This window comes from Gordonia sp. NPDC003585 (assembly GCF_040610755.1).
Taxonomy (GTDB): Bacteria; Actinomycetota; Actinomycetes; order Mycobacteriales; family Mycobacteriaceae; genus Gordonia.
This window is the reverse complement of record NZ_JBEXMX010000102.1, coordinates 1-16,265: the sequence shown is the minus strand read 5'-3', so window position 1 is coordinate 16,265 and position 16,265 is coordinate 1. Positions and strand designations below refer to the sequence as shown.

Annotated in this window: 14 protein-coding genes and 1 pseudogene; all 15 read left to right on the top strand. The window is 68.2% G+C overall.

Annotated features, from left to right (window positions below; genetic code table 11):
• Positions 1-290: 290 nt before the first annotated feature.
• Complete coding sequence (pyrR, locus tag ABZW74_RS21515; RefSeq protein ID WP_240858421.1) at positions 291-875, top strand: bifunctional pyr operon transcriptional regulator/uracil phosphoribosyltransferase PyrR; 585 nt, start codon at positions 291-293, stop codon at positions 873-875.
• Entirely contained in the window at positions 875-1,825 is a 951-nt protein-coding gene (locus ABZW74_RS21510) for an aspartate carbamoyltransferase catalytic subunit (protein ID WP_240858413.1), read from the top strand. Before pyrR ends, ABZW74_RS21510 begins: the two co-directional genes overlap by 1 nt.
• Entirely contained in the window at positions 1,822-3,132 is a 1,311-nt protein-coding gene (locus tag ABZW74_RS21505; protein ID WP_240858404.1) for a dihydroorotase, read from the top strand. Before ABZW74_RS21510 ends, ABZW74_RS21505 begins: the two co-directional genes overlap by 4 nt.
• Complete coding sequence (locus ABZW74_RS21500) at positions 3,129-3,686, top strand: transporter (protein WP_240858395.1); 558 nt, start codon at positions 3,129-3,131, stop codon at positions 3,684-3,686. The genes ABZW74_RS21505 and ABZW74_RS21500 overlap by 4 nt, the downstream gene beginning before the upstream one ends.
• Positions 3,683-4,837: a glutamine-hydrolyzing carbamoyl-phosphate synthase small subunit gene (carA, locus tag ABZW74_RS21495; RefSeq protein WP_240858388.1), complete on the top strand. Its 1,155-nt coding sequence runs from the start codon at positions 3,683-3,685 to the stop codon at positions 4,835-4,837. The genes ABZW74_RS21500 and carA overlap by 4 nt, the downstream gene beginning before the upstream one ends.
• Positions 4,837-8,172: a carbamoyl-phosphate synthase large subunit gene (gene carB, locus ABZW74_RS21490; RefSeq protein WP_240858367.1), complete on the top strand. Its 3,336-nt coding sequence runs from the start codon at positions 4,837-4,839 to the stop codon at positions 8,170-8,172. The genes carA and carB overlap by 1 nt, the downstream gene beginning before the upstream one ends.
• Positions 8,173-9,000 carry an orotidine-5'-phosphate decarboxylase gene (gene pyrF / locus ABZW74_RS21485; protein ID WP_355279210.1) on the top strand — a complete coding sequence of 276 codons (828 nt, stop codon included), beginning with the start codon at positions 8,173-8,175 and terminating at the stop codon, positions 8,998-9,000.
• Positions 9,001-9,076: 76 nt separating this feature from the next.
• Positions 9,077-9,715 (top strand): response regulator transcription factor, encoded by a 639-nt coding sequence (locus tag ABZW74_RS21480; RefSeq protein ID WP_240858337.1) that lies wholly within the window; start codon positions 9,077-9,079, stop codon positions 9,713-9,715.
• Between the two features lie 5 nt (positions 9,716-9,720).
• Entirely contained in the window at positions 9,721-10,995 is a 1,275-nt protein-coding gene (locus tag ABZW74_RS21475; RefSeq protein ID WP_240858327.1) for an ATP-binding protein, read from the top strand.
• A 412-nt stretch (positions 10,996-11,407) separates the two neighbouring features.
• Positions 11,408-11,722: an integration host factor, actinobacterial type gene (gene mihF, locus ABZW74_RS21470; RefSeq protein ID WP_004021989.1), complete on the top strand. Its 315-nt coding sequence runs from the start codon at positions 11,408-11,410 to the stop codon at positions 11,720-11,722.
• Complete coding sequence (gene gmk, locus ABZW74_RS21465) at positions 11,719-12,345, top strand: guanylate kinase (RefSeq protein ID WP_240858671.1); 627 nt, start codon at positions 11,719-11,721, stop codon at positions 12,343-12,345. The genes mihF and gmk overlap by 4 nt, the downstream gene beginning before the upstream one ends.
• Positions 12,346-12,419: 74 nt before the next feature.
• On the top strand, positions 12,420-12,719 hold the full coding sequence (gene rpoZ, locus ABZW74_RS21460; RefSeq protein WP_240858323.1) for a DNA-directed RNA polymerase subunit omega: 300 nt from the start codon (positions 12,420-12,422) through the stop codon (positions 12,717-12,719).
• Positions 12,720-12,752: 33 nt separating this feature from the next.
• Positions 12,753-14,012, top strand: a complete 1,260-nt coding sequence (gene coaBC, locus ABZW74_RS21455) for a bifunctional phosphopantothenoylcysteine decarboxylase/phosphopantothenate--cysteine ligase CoaBC (protein ID WP_240858670.1) — start codon at positions 12,753-12,755, stop codon at positions 14,010-14,012.
• 142 nt (positions 14,013-14,154) lie between these two features.
• A complete protein-coding gene (gene metK, locus ABZW74_RS21450) occupies positions 14,155-15,366 on the top strand; it encodes a methionine adenosyltransferase (protein WP_355279205.1) in 1,212 nt (403 codons plus the stop codon).
• Between the two features lie 143 nt (positions 15,367-15,509).
• Positions 15,510-16,265: pseudogene (locus ABZW74_RS21445) on the top strand (primosome assembly protein PriA); the annotation flags it as partial.

The following is a 16,265-nucleotide window of genomic DNA, read 5'->3' as shown; positions in this document are numbered from 1 at the left end:
TTTTTCGTGGATCATCGTTGCCGCGTCGCGCTCCACGGCCCTCTTCCCGCCTCCACGATCGCCGCCGCAGGCGGCGGGTGGGTCGCTGATCCGAGCGTTCGTGGCCGATCGCGCTCTCGCTCGTGACGGCCGGCTGATGACAGCTTCGAGGCAGGCCCGCACCCTTCGGGACGCTCGCATGCGCTGCTCGTGCCGCCGCGCCGCACGGCCGGGTCGCCGGTCCGTGTAGAGTGTCGCGAGACAGACATCCTTTAACGATCCGTCCCGAGAGGCGGAGAAGGAGGTCGGCTTTGGCCAGCCCGCATGGCAGGGTCTTGCTCGACGCCGCCGATGTGTCCCGGACGATCGCCCGGGTCGCCCATCAGGTGATCGAGAAGACAGCGCTCGACTCACCCGACGCACCTCGCGTCGTTCTCATCGGAATCCCCACCCGCGGAACAACTCTTGCGACTCGGCTGGGAGCCAAGATCAATGAGTTCGCGGGCACCGACATTCCCGTCGGCTACCTCGACATCACGCTGTATCGCGACGACCTGCGCGCCAAACCGCACCGTCCGCTCGAACGGACCATGGTGCCGCGCGGTGGTGTCGACAACGCCGTCGTCATCCTCGTCGACGACGTCCTCTACTCGGGCCGGACAGTTCGCGCGGCGCTCGACGCCCTGCGCGACCTCGGCAGACCGGCCGCGGTGCAACTGGCGGTGCTGGTCGATCGTGGTCACCGTGAGCTGCCGCTGCGGGCCGACTACGTCGGCAAGAACATCCCGACCTCGCGCGACGAGAACGTCGCCGTGCACCTCGTGGAGCACGACGGCGTCGACGAGGTGGTCCTGCGTCCGGCATCGGGTCCGGCATCCGACGAGGCTGATGCGTGATGCGACATCTGCTGTCGACCGCGGACCTGACCCTCGACGAGGCCACCGAACTGCTCGACGACGCGGAGCGGTTCGAGCAGGCACTGATGGGCCGGGAGGTCCGCAAGCTACCGACGCTCCGCGGCCGCACGGTGATGACCGTGTTCTACGAGAACTCCACCCGCACGCGCGTGTCCTTCGAGGTCGCCGGCAAGTGGATGAGTGCCGACGTGATCAACGTCAGCGCCTCGAGTTCGTCTGCGGGCAAGGGGGAGTCGCTGCGCGACACCGCGAAGACGCTGCGCGCCGCGGGTGCCGACGCGCTGATCGTGCGCCATCCGGCGTCGGGTGCGCCGGCCCAGATCGCGGACTGGACCACCGGTCCCGATGGTGACGGACCTGCGGTGATCAATGCCGGCGACGGCACTCACGAACACCCCACGCAGGCACTCCTCGATGCGCTGACCCTGCGCCAACGCCTCGGTTCGCTCGACGGCCGACGGATCGCCATCGTCGGCGACGTGGTGCACTCGCGGGTGGCGCGCTCGAACGCGCACCTGCTGGCCACGCTGGGCGCCGAGGTGGTGCTGGTTGCACCGCCGACGCTGCTCCCGGTCGGTGTCGAACAGTGGCCGGTTGCGGTGTCGGGGAATCTCGACGCCGAACTCGCCGCCGTCGACGCGGTGATGATGCTGCGGGTGCAGGCCGAGCGGATGAACGGCGGGTTCTTCCCGAGTGCACGCGAATACTCGGTGCGGTTCGGCCTCAACGAACGACGACTCGCGCTGCTGTCCGACGACGCCGTGGTCCTGCATCCCGGGCCGATGCTGCGCGGGATGGAGATCGGCTATTCGGTCGCCGACTCGCCACGGGCGGCGGTGCTCGAACAGGTACGTAACGGCGTGCACGTCCGCATGGCGGTGCTCTTCCGACTCCTCGTCGGAAGCGATTCGGCAGGAGCGCAATTGTGAACACCCCGGCGAGTGGATCGGTGCTGATCTCGAGCGTCCGGCCGTACGGCGAGGGCAATGCGGTCGACGTTCTCGTCGAGGACGGCACCATCACCGCGATCGGCACCGACCTCGACGCGCCCGAGAACATCGAGCGGGTCGACGGCAACGGCGGCGTGGCGCTGCCGGGGTTCGTCGACCTGCACACACACCTGCGCGAACCCGGTCGTGAAGACACCGAGACCATCCGAAGCGGTTCTGCCGCAGCGGCATTGGGCGGTTACACCGCCGTGTTCGCGATGGCCAACACCAACCCGGTCGCCGATAATTCGACCATCACCGACAACGTCTGGCGCACCGGCCGGGAGGTCGGACTCGTCGACGTCCACCCGGTCGGGGCCGTCACCGTCGGACTCGAGGGCAAGCAACTGGCCGAGATGGGCATGATGGCGGCCGGTGCCGCCGGTGTGCGCATGTTCAGCGACGACGGCAAATGTGTGTCCGACCCGCTGCTCATGCGGCGCGCCCTCGAGTACGCAAAGGGACTCGACGTCCTGATCGCCCAGCACGCCGAGGAACCGCGTCTCACGGTGGGTGCGGTCGCGCACGAGGGGCCGACAGCCGCACGGCTGGGTCTCGCGGGCTGGCCACGCGCCGCCGAGGAGTCCATCGTCGTGCGCGACGCATTGCTCGCACGCGACGCCGGGACCCGCGTGCACATCTGCCACGCGTCGACCGCGGGCACCGTGGAACTGCTGCGCTGGGCCAAGGACCAGGGCATCTCGATCACCGCCGAGGTCACCCCGCATCACCTGCTGCTCGCCGACGACCGTCTGGCCACCTATGACCCGGTGAACAAGGTCAATCCGCCGTTGCGCGAGCCCAGCGACAATCTTGCCCTGCGGCAGGCGCTTGCCGACGGTGTGGTGGATTGCGTCGCCACCGATCACGCACCTCACGCTGCGCAGGAGAAGTGCTGCGAGTTCGCCCTCGCTCGCCCCGGCATGCTCGGTCTGGAGACCGCTCTGCCGATCATCGTCGAGACCATGGTGAAGCCGGGTCTGCTCGACTGGCGCGGTGTCGCTCGGGTGATGAGTGAACGCCCGGCCGCCATCGTGGGCCTGACCGATCAGGGGCGCCCGATCGAGGTCGGCGAGCCGGCCAACCTGGCCATCGTCGACCCGGACACCTCGTGGGTGGTCCGTGGCGCCGACCTGGCGAGCCTGTCCCGCAATACGCCTTACGAGGCGATGACCATGCCCGCCACCGTCACCGCGACACTGCTGCGCGGCGTGGTGACCGCAGTCGACGGGCGGGTGAGTGCGTGAGCGACGCCGCATACGACATCGTCATCGTCGTCATCGTGGTGGTGGCCTGGGCCGGTTTGGTGGCCCTGATTCTGCGCGGCTGGCGCAACCGTGGCCGTCGGCAGGCCGATCTCATCGGTGAGATGCCCACGCCGCCGGCAGATCTCGGCGAGGCGCAACTGGGCCCGCACACCGGACTGTACGTCGGCAGCACGTTGGCGCCGAGTTGGCAGAACCGCATCGCTGTCGGGGACGTCGGTGACCGGGCAAGCGCGTCGATGAGCGCCTACGCGGCGGGAATCCTGCTCGAGCGCAGGGGCGCCAGCACAATCTGGATTCCGCGCGAGTCCATCACCGCGGTGCGGACCGAGCGGGGACTCGCGGGCAAGGTGATGACCGCCGACGGCGTCCTGGTGGTCCGTTGGGTATTGCCGACCGGCACCGAGATCGATTCCGGTCTGCGCGCAGACGACAAGACGATCTACCCCGACTGGGTGCATGCCTTCGCCGATCAGCCATCGAGCGAAGCCGATGCCCCGGGATCGGGTTCAGAGGAACAGGGGAAAGAGCAATGAGCACAGCGGTTCTGGTGCTGGAGAACGGCCAGGTGTTCACCGGCCGGGCTTTCGGTGCAGTCGGCGAGACCCTCGGTGAGGCGGTGTTCTGTACCGCAATGACCGGGTATCAGGAGACGCTGACCGATCCGAGCTACCACCGCCAGATCGTGGTGGCCACCGCGCCGCAGATCGGTAACACCGGATGGAACCGCGAGGACGGCGAATCCACCGGAAGCGCAGGCAGTTCCGACGCCGACGGCGATTCCGGAAAGATCTGGGTCGCCGGGTACGCGGTGCGCAATCCCACTCGGCGGGTGTCGAATTGGCGCGCGACGACCTCGCTGGAGGACGAACTGGTGCGGCAGGGGATCGTCGGCATCGCCGGGATCGACACGCGTGCCGCGGTGCGCACCCTGCGCGACCACGGCTCGATGCGTGCCGGCGTCTTCTCCGGCGCGGCTGTCTCCGACACCGACGAGTTGCTCAGCCGGGTGCGCAACCAGCCGGAGATGAAGGGCGCCAACCTGGCCGGGGAGGTCACCACCGACACCGGCTACGTGGTGGAGCCGAAGGCGCCGGCCCGATTCACCGTCGCCGCAATCGATCTGGGCATCAAGACCAACACCCCGCGGATGTTCGCGCAGCGAGGCGTGCGGGTCCACGTGCTGCCGTCGAACACCGACCTCGCGGCCATCACCGCCCGCAATCCCGACGGTGTGTTCCTGTCCAACGGTCCCGGCGACCCCGCGACGGCCGACGCGATCGTGAACCTCACCCGGGATGTCCTCGGCGCCGACCTGCCGCTCTTCGGCATCTGCTTCGGTAACCAGATCCTCGGCCGCGCGCTCGGCCGCGGCACCTACAAGATGAAGTTCGGCCACCGCGGGATCAACATCCCGGTCATCGACTCTGCCACCGGCAAGGTGTCGATCACGGCACAGAACCACGGCTTCGCCCTCGACGGCGAGGCGGGCGAGGAGTTCGACACCGACTTCGGCCGCGCCCGCGTCAGCCATGTGTGCGCCAACGACGGCACCGTGGAGGGCGTCGAATTGATGTCCGGCCGGGCCTTCTCGGTGCAGTACCACCCGGAGGCCGCGGCCGGTCCGCACGATGCCGCCTACCTCTTCGACAAATTCGTGACACTGCTGGAAGGACGTGGGGCCTGATGCCACGCCGTACCGACATCTCCCACGTCCTGGTCATCGGTTCCGGACCGATCGTCATCGGACAGGCCTGCGAGTTCGATTACTCGGGCACGCAGGCATGCCGGGTGCTCAAGGCCGAGGGGCTGCGCGTCAGCCTGGTCAACTCCAACCCGGCGACCATCATGACCGACCCGGAGTTCGCCGACGCCACCTACATCGAGCCGATCACCGCCGAATACGTGGAGAAGGTGATCGAGGCCGAACGCGACGCCGGTCACCCGATCGACGCCGTGCTGGCCACCCTCGGTGGGCAGACCGCACTCAACACCGCTGTCGCACTGCATGATCGGGGATCGCTGGAGAAGTACGGCATCGAGCTGATCGGTGCCGACTTCGACGCCATCCAGCGCGGCGAGGACCGGCAGATGTTCAAGGACATCGTCGAGAAGGTCGGCGGTGAGAGCGCCCGATCGCGGGTATGTCACACCATGGACGAGGTGCGTGACACCGTCGCCGAACTGGGCTTCCCGGTCGTCGTGCGGCCGTCGTTCACGATGGGCGGGCTCGGCTCCGGCATGGCCTACGACGACGCCGACCTCGAGCGGATCGCCGGCGGCGGTCTGGCCGCCTCGCCGACTGCGAACGTGCTGATCGAGGAGTCGATCCTCGGCTGGAAGGAATACGAACTCGAGCTGATGCGCGACAACCGCGACAACGTCGTGGTGGTCTGCTCCATCGAGAACCTCGACCCGGTGGGCGTGCACACCGGCGACTCGGTGACCGTCGCGCCGGCGATGACGCTCACCGACCGCGAATACCAGATCATGCGTGACCTCTCGATCGACATCCTGCGCGAGGTCGGCGTCGACACCGGCGGCTGCAACATCCAGTTCGCCCAGGACCCGCGCGACGGTCGGCTCGTGGTGATCGAGATGAACCCGCGTGTGTCGCGGTCGTCGGCATTGGCTTCCAAGGCAACGGGTTTCCCGATCGCCAAGATCGCCGCCAAGCTCGCCATCGGCTACAGCCTCGACGAGATCGTCAACGACATCACCAAGGAAACCCCGGCCTGCTTCGAGCCGACCCTCGACTACGTGGTCGTCAAGGCGCCGCGGTTCGCCTTCGAGAAGTTCCCGGGTGCCGACGACACCCTCACCACCACCATGAAGTCGGTGGGCGAGGCGATGAGCCTCGGACGCAGCTTCGCCGAGGCGCTCGGCAAGGTGATGCGCTCGCTGGAGACCAAGGCCGCCGGGTTCTGGACCGAACCGGCCCGCCAAGATCCGGCCACCATCGACCTGCCCGCACTTCTGGAGGAGCTTCGTACGCCGAAGGACGGTCGGCTCTACGGGCTGATGCTGGCGTTCGACGCCGGCGCCACCATCGAGCAGCTCTACGAGGCGACCGCCATCGACCCGTGGTTCCTGGCCGAGATCGGCGGGATCGCGGCACTCGGGGCCGATATCCGCGACGCCGGACGCCTCGATGAGGATCTGCTGCGCGAAGCCAAGAGCACCGGGTTCTCCGACAAGCAGATCGCCGCGCTGCGTGACGATTTCGCCGACGAGGACGCCGTGCGCGAATTCCGGGTGGGTCTCGGCGTGCGTCCGGTCTACAAGACCGTCGACACGTGCGCGGCCGAGTTCGAGGCGCGTACGCCGTATCACTACTCCACCTACGAACTCGATCCCGCCGCGACGAGTGAGATCGCACCGCAGACCGAACGGGAGAAGGTGCTGATCCTCGGTTCGGGCCCCAACCGCATCGGGCAGGGCATCGAATTCGACTACTCCTGCGTGCACGCGGCGCTCACGTTGTCCGAAGCGGGCTACGAGACCGTGATGGTCAACTGCAACCCCGAGACGGTGTCCACCGACTACGACACCGCCGACCGTCTCTACTTCGAGCCCCTCACCTTCGAGGACGTTCTCGAGGTGTTCTACGCGGAGTCGAAGTCGGGTCGGGTCGCCGGTGTCATCGTGCAGCTCGGCGGCCAGACACCGCTGGGTCTCGCCGACCGTCTGCAGGGCGCGGGGGTGCCGATCGTCGGCACCTCGCCGGCCGCGATCGACCTCGCCGAGGACCGTGGCGAATTCGGCAAGGTGTTGACCGCGGCGGGGTTGCCCGCCCCTGCCTTCGGCACCGCGACCAGCTTCGACGAGGCTCGTGACACTGCTGCCCGGATCGGTTATCCGGTGCTCGTGCGTCCGTCGTACGTGCTCGGCGGGCGCGGCATGGAGATCGTCTACGACGAGCAGTCGCTGGCTGATTACATCTCCCGCGCAACGGAATTGACGCCCGACCATCCGGTCCTCGTCGACCGGTTCCTCGAGGACGCGGTGGAGATCGACGTCGACGCGCTGTGCGACGGCGACGAGGTCTACATCGGCGGTGTGATGGAGCACATCGAGGAAGCGGGCATCCACTCCGGCGACTCCGCGTGCGCGCTGCCCCCGGTGACGCTCGGCCGCGCCGACCTGGCGATGGTGCGCGAATCCACCGAAGCACTCGCCAAGGGGATCGGCGTACGAGGACTGCTCAACGTGCAGTACGCGCTGAAGGACGACATCCTCTACGTCCTCGAAGCGAACCCGCGCGCAAGCCGGACCGTTCCGTTCGTATCCAAGGCGACCGCCGTGCCGCTGGCCAAGGCGTGCGCCCGGGTGATGCTGGGTGAGTCGATCGCCGACCTGCGCGCGAGTGGACTGCTGCCCGCCGAGGGCGACGGCGGCGAGGCCCCGGCGCATGCGCCCATCTCGGTCAAGGAAGCGGTGCTGCCGTTCAACCGGTTCCGCCGCTACGACGGCACCGGGGTGGACTCCCTGCTCTCGCCGGAGATGAAGTCGACCGGCGAGGTGATGGGTATCGACGCCGACTTCGGTCGAGCCTTTGCCAAGTCGCAGACGGCGGCCTACGGGTCGCTGCCCACGTCGGGCGCGATCTTCGTGTCGGTGGCCAACAAGGACAAGCGGGCGCTGATCTTCCCGGTCAAGCACCTCGCCGACCTCGGGTTCACCATCCTGGCCACCGAGGGCACCGCGGATGTCCTGCGGCGCAACGGCATCGAGGCCACCACGGTCCGCAAGCACTTCGAGTCGGGACCGGGGGAGACCAACATCGTCGACACCATTCGGGCCGGCGAGGTGAGCATGGTGATCAACACCCCGTACGGCCAGTCCGGACCTCGCGTCGACGGCTACGAGATCCGCAGCGCCGCTGTGACGGTGGGTATTCCGTGCATCACCACGGTGCAGGGTGCGAGCGCCGCGGTGCAGGGCATCGAGGCAGCCATTCGCGGCCAGGTGGGCGTGCAGTCGCTGCAGGAACGTCACCGCGCGCTGGTGGGTGAGGGATAGGTGACCGATTCGGGCTTCGCGGCGCGCTACCGGCAGGCCGTCGACACGCGCGGCCGGCTCTGCGCGGGTATCGATCCACACGCCGAGTTGCTCGAGCAGTGGGGTCTGCCGGTGTCCGTGGACGGGCTCGCCCGGTTCGCCGAGGTGTGTGCCGAAGCACTCGGGCCGGTGGCCGCCGTGATCAAACCGCAGGTCGCGTTCTTCGAGGCGTTCGGTTCGGGCGGTTTCGCGGTGCTCGAAGAAACCATCCGTCGCTGCCGGGAACTCGGCGCCCTGGTGCTTGCCGACGCCAAACGCGGTGACATCGGCACCACCATGGCCGCCTATGCACACGCGTGGCTCGACGACACCTCGCCGCTGTGCTCGGACGCGGTGACGGCCTCGCCCTACCTGGGATTCGAGTCGCTCCGTCCTGCGCTCGACGCGGCTCGACGGTCGGATCGCGGGGTGTTCGTCCTGGCTCGGACGTCCAACCCGGAGGGCGTTGGGGTGCAGCTCGCCGACACCGGGGCCGGATTTGTCGCGCAGTCGATGGTCGACGCCGCCGCGGCGGAGAACGGCGAGGGTGTGACGGTCGGCCTCGTCGTCGGCGCCACCCGCAACCATGGCCTCGACCTGAGTGGCTTCACGGCGCCGATCCTCGCGCCCGGACTCGGTGCGCAGGGCGCCACCCCGTCCGACCTGCCCGCGGTGTTTTACGGTGCACACCTGCGCTGGGTGCTGCCCGCCAGTTCCCGCGGCGTCCTGCGGCATGGCCCCGATGTGGTCACGTTGCGCGCGGCGTGTGAACAGACCATCGACGAGGTCGAAGCCGCGCTGTCGAGGTGACGCGACGCCCTCGTCCGGGATCTACGTTGCGGGTGACGCGTCGGCGATAGACTCGGCGGGTGATTGGGGAGCCGAGGTGAATGCGCTGGTGACAGTGGTCGTCGTCGATGATCATCCGTTCTTTCGTGACGGCCTCGCGCGTGGACTGACGAGCAGCGGTCGCATCTCGGTGGTCGGGGAGGCCGGCGACGGGCGTGCCGGGCTCGACATGATCCGCGAGACCGCACCGGATGTCGCGGTCGTGGACTACCAGATGCCGGGGATGACCGGGGCCGACGTCGCGCATGCAGTGACCCGCGACGGACTGAGCACCCGGGTCCTGTTGCTGTCCGCGGTGACCGACGCGCCGATCGTCTTCGAGGCCCTGCAGCGCGGCGCGAGTGGCTACTTGTCCAAGGACTCGGATCGGGACGCGATCGTCGGCGGCGTGATGCGCGTCGCGAAAGGGGAGACCGTGGTGCCGGCCGAACTGGCCGGTGGTCTCGTCGACCAGATCCGCATGCACACCGCGCCGGAGACCCCGGCACTGAGTGAGCGGGAGTCGCAGGTGCTCGCCGGATTTGCCCGTGGGCTGTCGATCCCGCAGCTTGCGGCTGAACTGTTCATCGGGGCGTCGACGGTGAAGACCCACACCCAGCGCCTGTACGAGAAGCTTGGGGTCTCCGACCGCGCCGCCGCGGTCGCCGAAGGCCTGCGGCGCGGGCTCATCGACTGACGCCGATGGCCGACGACGAGCGCGGTCTTGCAGCGGTGGCCGACGAGGGCGCGATCCGCGAGATCCTGCTGGACCACGGATTGCGCGGAATCCGGATCCAGGTGTTGTTGCGAGTGATCCTCGCGGCGTTCGTCGTGCTCGTGATCGCCTTCGATCCGCCCGCCGACTATCTCGTCGCAACCTGGATCGTGGTGGGCTGCTACGTGATCTGGTCGGTGATCACCGTCCTGTTGGCCCGCCGCGGAGACGCGGTGACGGTGCGGCTGATGTGGTCGGCGGTGTTCGTCGACCTGGGTGCGCTCACGGTGCTCGCCGTCCTCGCCAGTCGCTCCGACTCGATCAGTTGGACCTCCGACGTATTACTGACCGGCTTCGCGATCATCCCGATGATGGGTGCGACGTCGCTGCGCCCATGGGTCCCGACCGTCATCGCAGTACCCACCGTGGTGGTCTACTTCGCGACGACCGCCGCCGCACGTCCCGCCAACGGTGAGCCGTGGTCGCTGGTCATCCTGCACACCGTGGTGATCGGTGCACTCGCGCTGGCCAGCGTTCTGCTGTCACTGCTGCAACGCTCCCGGGTGATGACGATCGGGTCGCTCGCGGCCGACCGGGCCCATCTGCTGAGCGAAACGCTGCTGATCGAGGACCGGGAACGCCGTGATCTCGCCGACGCGCTGCACGACGGTGCGATGCAGTACGTGCTCGCTGCCCGGCACACCCTCTCCGATGTCCGGCGCGGCGACGATCCCGACGCCACCGACCGGCTCGACGCGGCGCTCACCGAATCCAGTCGGCTGCTGCGCTCGACGTTGACGACGCTCAATCCGGCGGTGCTCGATCACCACGGGCTCGCGGTGGCACTCGATGAGCTCGGTCGCTCGGTCGCGGTGCCCGGAGGCCTCGACGTCGTGGTCGACGTGGCGGGATGGTCGCCCGAAGGTTCCACATCGGTGGATGCGTTGCTGTACGCCACTGCGCGAGAGTTGGTCGCCAACGTCGTCAAACACGCCGGTGCCGATCGCCTCGAGCTGAGTGCCGAGTGGGACGCCGGCCAGGCTCGGCTGGTGGTCGTCGACGACGGGGTCGGCATCGGCGCAGACCTCGCGTCGGACGCCGGCGGCAGTGATCGGCTCGCCGAGCGGCTGACCGAAGGGCATCTCGGTCTGATGTCGCGCCGGGTCCGGCTCGAAGCGGCCGGTGGCACGCTGACCGTCGACGCCCGACCGACCGGGGGCACTGTCGCGATCGCCGAGGTTCCGGTGCGTCAGGGAGGCTGATGTGCCCCGAGGTACTCGGCCCGCTCGCTTCGCTCCCGGCGCCGGTTGACCTGCGTGAATCGGCGAGTTCATCGGCACGACACACCGGAGCGGGCCACCAAGTCTAGGAAGATTCGAGGATGCGCTTGCGTCACACGCGTCACAGCCGTAGCGGTGTCGCGGCAGACTCTCGCGCGGTCGATAATGCGATCTGACCTGCGGGTATGCATGCCCGGCGAGCTGTCCGTACCGGGTTGTCGGTGCCGCAAAGTACAACATGTGCACGGAAGCTCTGCGCGGGGGTCGCGCTCGAATTGCCTGCTCACGTTGGGTACGGTCGAGCACGCGTCCGCGTTTGTACAGCGGCCGAGTGGGTTACATGGTCATGTGATCCCGACAGACTGATCGAAGTAGAACGAAATACGGAGGAATCGTGGCCCTTCCCCAGTTGACAGACGAGCAGCGCGCGGCAGCCTTGGAGAAGGCTGCTGCTGCTCGGCGAGTTCGCGCCGAACTGAAGGAGCGCCTCAAGCGCGGCGGCACCGACTTGCAGCAGGTGCTCAAGGATGCCGAGAACGACGAGATCCTCGGCAAGATGAAGGTCTCCGCCCTGCTCGAGGCCCTGCCCAAGGTCGGCAAGGTCAAGGCGCAGGAGATCATGACCGAACTCGAGATCGCTCCGACCCGCCGTCTGCGCGGTCTCGGTGATCGTCAGCGCAAGGCTCTGCTCGAGAAGTTCAGCTCCTGAGCGAGCAACCGACCGAACGCACGAGGGGCCGACTGATCGTTTTGGTCGGCCCCTCGGCCGTCGGCAAGTCCACCGTCGTGGCGCGAGTTCGTGCCGCTGTGCCGGATTTGTACTTCAGCGTCTCCGCGACCACACGCTCGCCGCGCCCCGGCGAGGTCGACGGACGCGACTATTTCTTCGTCGGCTCCGACGAGTTCGACCGGATGATCGCCGACGACGAGCTTCTCGAATGGGCCGAGATCCACGGTGGGCTGCAGCGTTCGGGCACGCCGAGCCGACCGGTCCTCGACGCACTCGCTGCCGGATCGCCGGTGCTCGTCGAGGTCGACCTGGTCGGTGCGCGCAACGTGGTCGCCCACCTTCCCGAGGCCACAACTGTGTTCCTCGCGCCGCCGAGCTGGGACGATCTGGTCGCCAGATTGACCGGTCGCGGCACCGAGAGCCCCGAGGCCATCGAGCGTCGGCTCAACACCGCACGGACAGAGATGGCAGCTCGCGACGAGTTCGATCACGTGATCGTGAACAGCGAAGTCGACCGAGCGGCCAGTGAGTTGGTATCCTTGCTGGTCGGACCTTCTCAGCCCGCCGCACACCCGCGGCAGGATGCCGCAGGCAACCGCTGAGGACCGCCCACCGGCCGGTACCCGACCGACCCGAACCACAGACTTTCCACGTCACCGCAGCAGCAGGAGATCGAGTGAGCACGCAGACCAACTTCGACATGACCGAGATCGCCGACGCGCCGGCCTATGACACGCCGCTGGGCATCACCAACCCGCCGATCGACGACCTGCTCGAGCGCGCGTCGTCCAAGTACGCGCTCGTGATCTACGCGGCCAAGCGTGCACGTCAGATCAACGACTACTACAACCAGCTCGGCGACGGCATCCTCGAGTACGTCGGTCCGCTCGTCGAGCCGGGTCTGCAGGAGAAGCCGCTGTCGATCGCGCTGCGGGAGATCCACTCGGACCTGCTCGAGCACACCGAAGGCGAATAAGTCCACGCAGCCTCGATGAGCGACACTGCCGCGATGAGCAGATCGGGTGGAGCACGTCGACGCATCATCGTCGGTGTCGGAGGCGGCATCGCCGCCTACAAGGTGTGCTCGGTCATCCGGCATTTCACCGAGGCCGGTCATGACGTTCGCGTCGTGCCCACTGCGTCGGCGCTCAAGTTCGTCGGTGCCGCCACCTTCGAGGCGCTCAGCGGCCATCCCGTGACCACCGACGTCTTCGACGACGTCGACCAGGTCGCCCATGTCCGGCTGGGGCAGGGTGCCGACCTCGTGGTGATCGCGCCTGCCACGGCCGACCTGATGGCCCGGGCCGCGGGCGGCCGCGCCGATGACCTGCTGACCGCTTCGCTGCTGACGGTCCGCTGTCCGGTGCTGTTCGTGCCGGCCATGCACACCGAGATGTGGGAGCACCCCGCCACGGTGGCCAACGTCGCAACTCTGCGCGCACACGGTGCCACCGTGATGACTCCGGCATCCGGCCGCCTCACCGGCACCGATTCGGGCCCCGGCCGGCTCCCCGAACCGCAGGAGATCGCGCTGCTCGCCGATCTGCTGCTCGAGCACGCCGACGCCCTGCCCTACGACCTCGCGGGAGTACGTTTCGTCATCAGCGCCGGCGGCACCCGTGAACCCATCGACCCGGTGCGCTTCCTGGGCAATCACAGCTCCGGAAAGCAGGGCTTTGCCCTCGCCCGAGCCGCAGCGCAGCGTGGCGCCAAGGTCACCCTCGTTGCCGGCTCGACCGCCGACCCCGGCAATCCGTCGGGCGTGGACATCGTCCGGGTGTCCACGGCTCGCGAACTCGCCGACGAGATGACCAAGCGATCGGCCGAGGCCGACGTGGTCATCATGGCGGCCGCGGTGGCCGACTTCCGTCCGGTCTCGGTCGCCGACGCGAAGATCAAGAAGGGCGACGCGGGACCCGCGCCCATCGAGCTGACGACCAACCCGGACATCCTGCGGGGCCTGGTGGAGAGCCGCGCAGCGGGCGCGATCCCGGCGGAGACCGTGATCGTCGGTTTCGCTGCAGAGACCGGCGACGAAACGGGCGGGGTCCTCGACCACGGACGGGCGAAGCTGGCCCGCAAGGGCTGTGACCTGCTCGTCGTCAACGCAGTGGGCGACGGAAAAGCGTTCGGCACCGAGGACAACACCGGCTGGCTGCTCTCTGCGCAAGGCGCCGAAACCGCGCTTCCGCTGGGTTCGAAAACCCTCATGTCGAGCCGAATACTTGACGAAGTGCGCGGCCTGGTGCCTGATGGTCGGGGTGCGTGACCCACACCGCGCGGGCTGTCTGCGTGGGTGTGTAGGTTGGAACGCACTCACATTGGCGTCCTGGGGGAACAGTGGTGACCTCCCGGACGCAACCATGCACTCCTGCGACCTGTGCTAACGCGACCCGCCTTGAGAGGACCCGATGACCACCTCCGCGTCACGCCTGTTCACCAGTGAATCCGTCACCGAGGGACATCCCGACAAGATCTGCGATGCGATCAGCGATTCGGTGCTCGACGCCATCCTGACCGACGACCCCAAGGCGCGGGTCGCCGTCGAGACCCTGGTGACCACCGGTCAGGTGCATGTCGCCGGTGAGGTGACCACCACTGCCTACGTCGACATCCCCGGCATCGTCCGCGCGAAGATCCTCGACATCGGTTACGACTCGTCGACCAAGGGATTCGACGGCGCGTCGTGCGGCGTCAACGTCGCGATCGGTGCGCAGTCGCCCGACATTGCCGGCGGCGTGTTCAACTCCCACGAGAGCCGCAGCGGAATCTCCGAGGACGAGATCGACAACCAGGGCGCGGGCGACCAGGGTCTGATGTTCGGCTACGCCAGCAGCGAGACCCCCGAACTCATGCCCCTGCCGATCGCGCTCGCGCATCGCCTGTCACGTCGGCTTACCGAGGTCCGCAAGACCGGTGTGCTGCCGTATCTGCGCCCGGACGGCAAGACACAGGTGACCATCGAATACGACGGCGACAAGCCGGTCCGGCTCGACACCGTGGTGCTCTCGACGCAGCACGCCGCCGACATCGATCTCGAGAACATGCTCACGCCGGACATCCGGTCCGAGGTCGTCGAGGCCGTTCTCGCCGACCTGCAGGTGTCGACGCTGAGCACGGAGGGCTACCGCCTCCTGGTGAACCCGACCGGCAAGTTCGTGCTCGGCGGACCGATGGGCGACGCCGGCCTCACCGGCCGCAAGATCATCGTCGACACCTACGGCGGCATGGCCCGTCACGGTGGTGGCGCCTTCTCCGGCAAGGACCCGTCGAAGGTCGACCGGTCGGCGGCGTACGCGATGCGCTGGGTGGCCAAGAACGCCGTTGCCGCGGGTCTGGCCGACCGCATCGAGGTGCAGGTCGCCTACGCGATCGGCAAGGCCGCCCCCGTCGGGCTGTTCGTGGAGACCTTCGGAACCGAAAAGGTCGACCCCGCTGTCATCGAGCGGGTCATCTCCGAGAACTTCGACCTGCGTCCGCTGGCGATCATTCGCGATCTCGACCTGCTGCGTCCGATCTACGGGCCGACCGCCGCCTACGGGCACTTCGGGCGTACCGACGTCGATCTGCCGTGGGAGCGGACCGATCGGGCCGACAAACTGCGCGCAGCCGCAGGACTCTGACACCCGGCCCACAGGTGAGCCTTCCGCTCCCTGAGGTGCGAGGAGCGCAAGCGACGAGCCTCGAAGGGCGCGGCGAAAAGGGTGCACCAACGCGAGGGCGGACCGCTCGAAAGGGCGCCCGCACACCCGCCTCGTCGCAACCGGTGGCTCAGGTGCTTCCGTTCCTCGGGCTCACACATCTAGACCGCCCTTTCGACTACCTGATCGACGCCGAACAGGACGCGATCGCGCAACCCGGGGTTCGTGTGCGAGTTCGATTCGCCGGGCGCCTCGTCGACGGCATCCTGCTGCAACGGATCGAGGAGAGCGACCATCCAGGCAAACTCGGGTGGCTCGACCGCGTGGTCTCGGCCGAACCCGTGCTGGGACCCGAACTGGCCGCCCTGTGCCGGGCGGTCGCCGATCGGTACGCCGGCACGATGGGTGACGTCGTTCGCCTGGCGATCCCGCCACGGCACGCGCGCACGGAGAAGGAACAAACCCCGGAACCCACGTCGGTGGTCACGGCTCCCGACCGCGCATCCTGGCAGGTCTACCGGTCGGCGGAGGGCTTTCTGGATTCCCTCGCCGAGGGGCACCCGCGTGCCATCTGGCAGGCGGTGCCCGGCGAGGACTGGCCGAATCGGCTCGCCGAACTCGCTGCGACGACGGTCGCCGCGGGACGCGGGGCAATCATCGTGGTGCCCGACCAGCGCGACCTCGACCGCCTGTCGGCAGCGTGCGAACCGCTGCTCGGTGACCGGTGCGTGACGCTCGCGGCCGGACTTGGTCCCACCGCGCGCTATCGACGCTGGCTGGCCGCACGACGCGGCGCCGCGCAGGTGGTGCTCGGCACTCGCAGTGCCATCTTCGCCCCGGTCCGCGACCTCGGGCTCGTCGTCGTCTGGGACGACGGTGAC

What these genes read in the sequence shown, in the direction of transcription:
- ABZW74_RS21475 (WP_240858327.1), top strand. Translation starts at nt 9,721, where the DNA reads ATGGCCGACGACGAGCGCGGTCTTGCAGCGGTGGCCGACGAGGGCGCG.
- metK (WP_355279205.1), top strand. Translation starts at nt 14,155, where the DNA reads ATGACCACCTCCGCGTCACGCCTGTTCACCAGTGAATCCGTCACCGAG.
- carA (WP_240858388.1), top strand. Translation starts at nt 3,683, where the DNA reads ATGAGCACAGCGGTTCTGGTGCTGGAGAACGGCCAGGTGTTCACCGGC.
- carB (WP_240858367.1), top strand. Translation starts at nt 4,837, where the DNA reads ATGCCACGCCGTACCGACATCTCCCACGTCCTGGTCATCGGTTCCGGA.
- coaBC (WP_240858670.1), top strand. Translation starts at nt 12,753, where the DNA reads ATGAGCAGATCGGGTGGAGCACGTCGACGCATCATCGTCGGTGTCGGA.
- ABZW74_RS21510 (WP_240858413.1), top strand. Translation starts at nt 875, where the DNA reads ATGCGACATCTGCTGTCGACCGCGGACCTGACCCTCGACGAGGCCACC.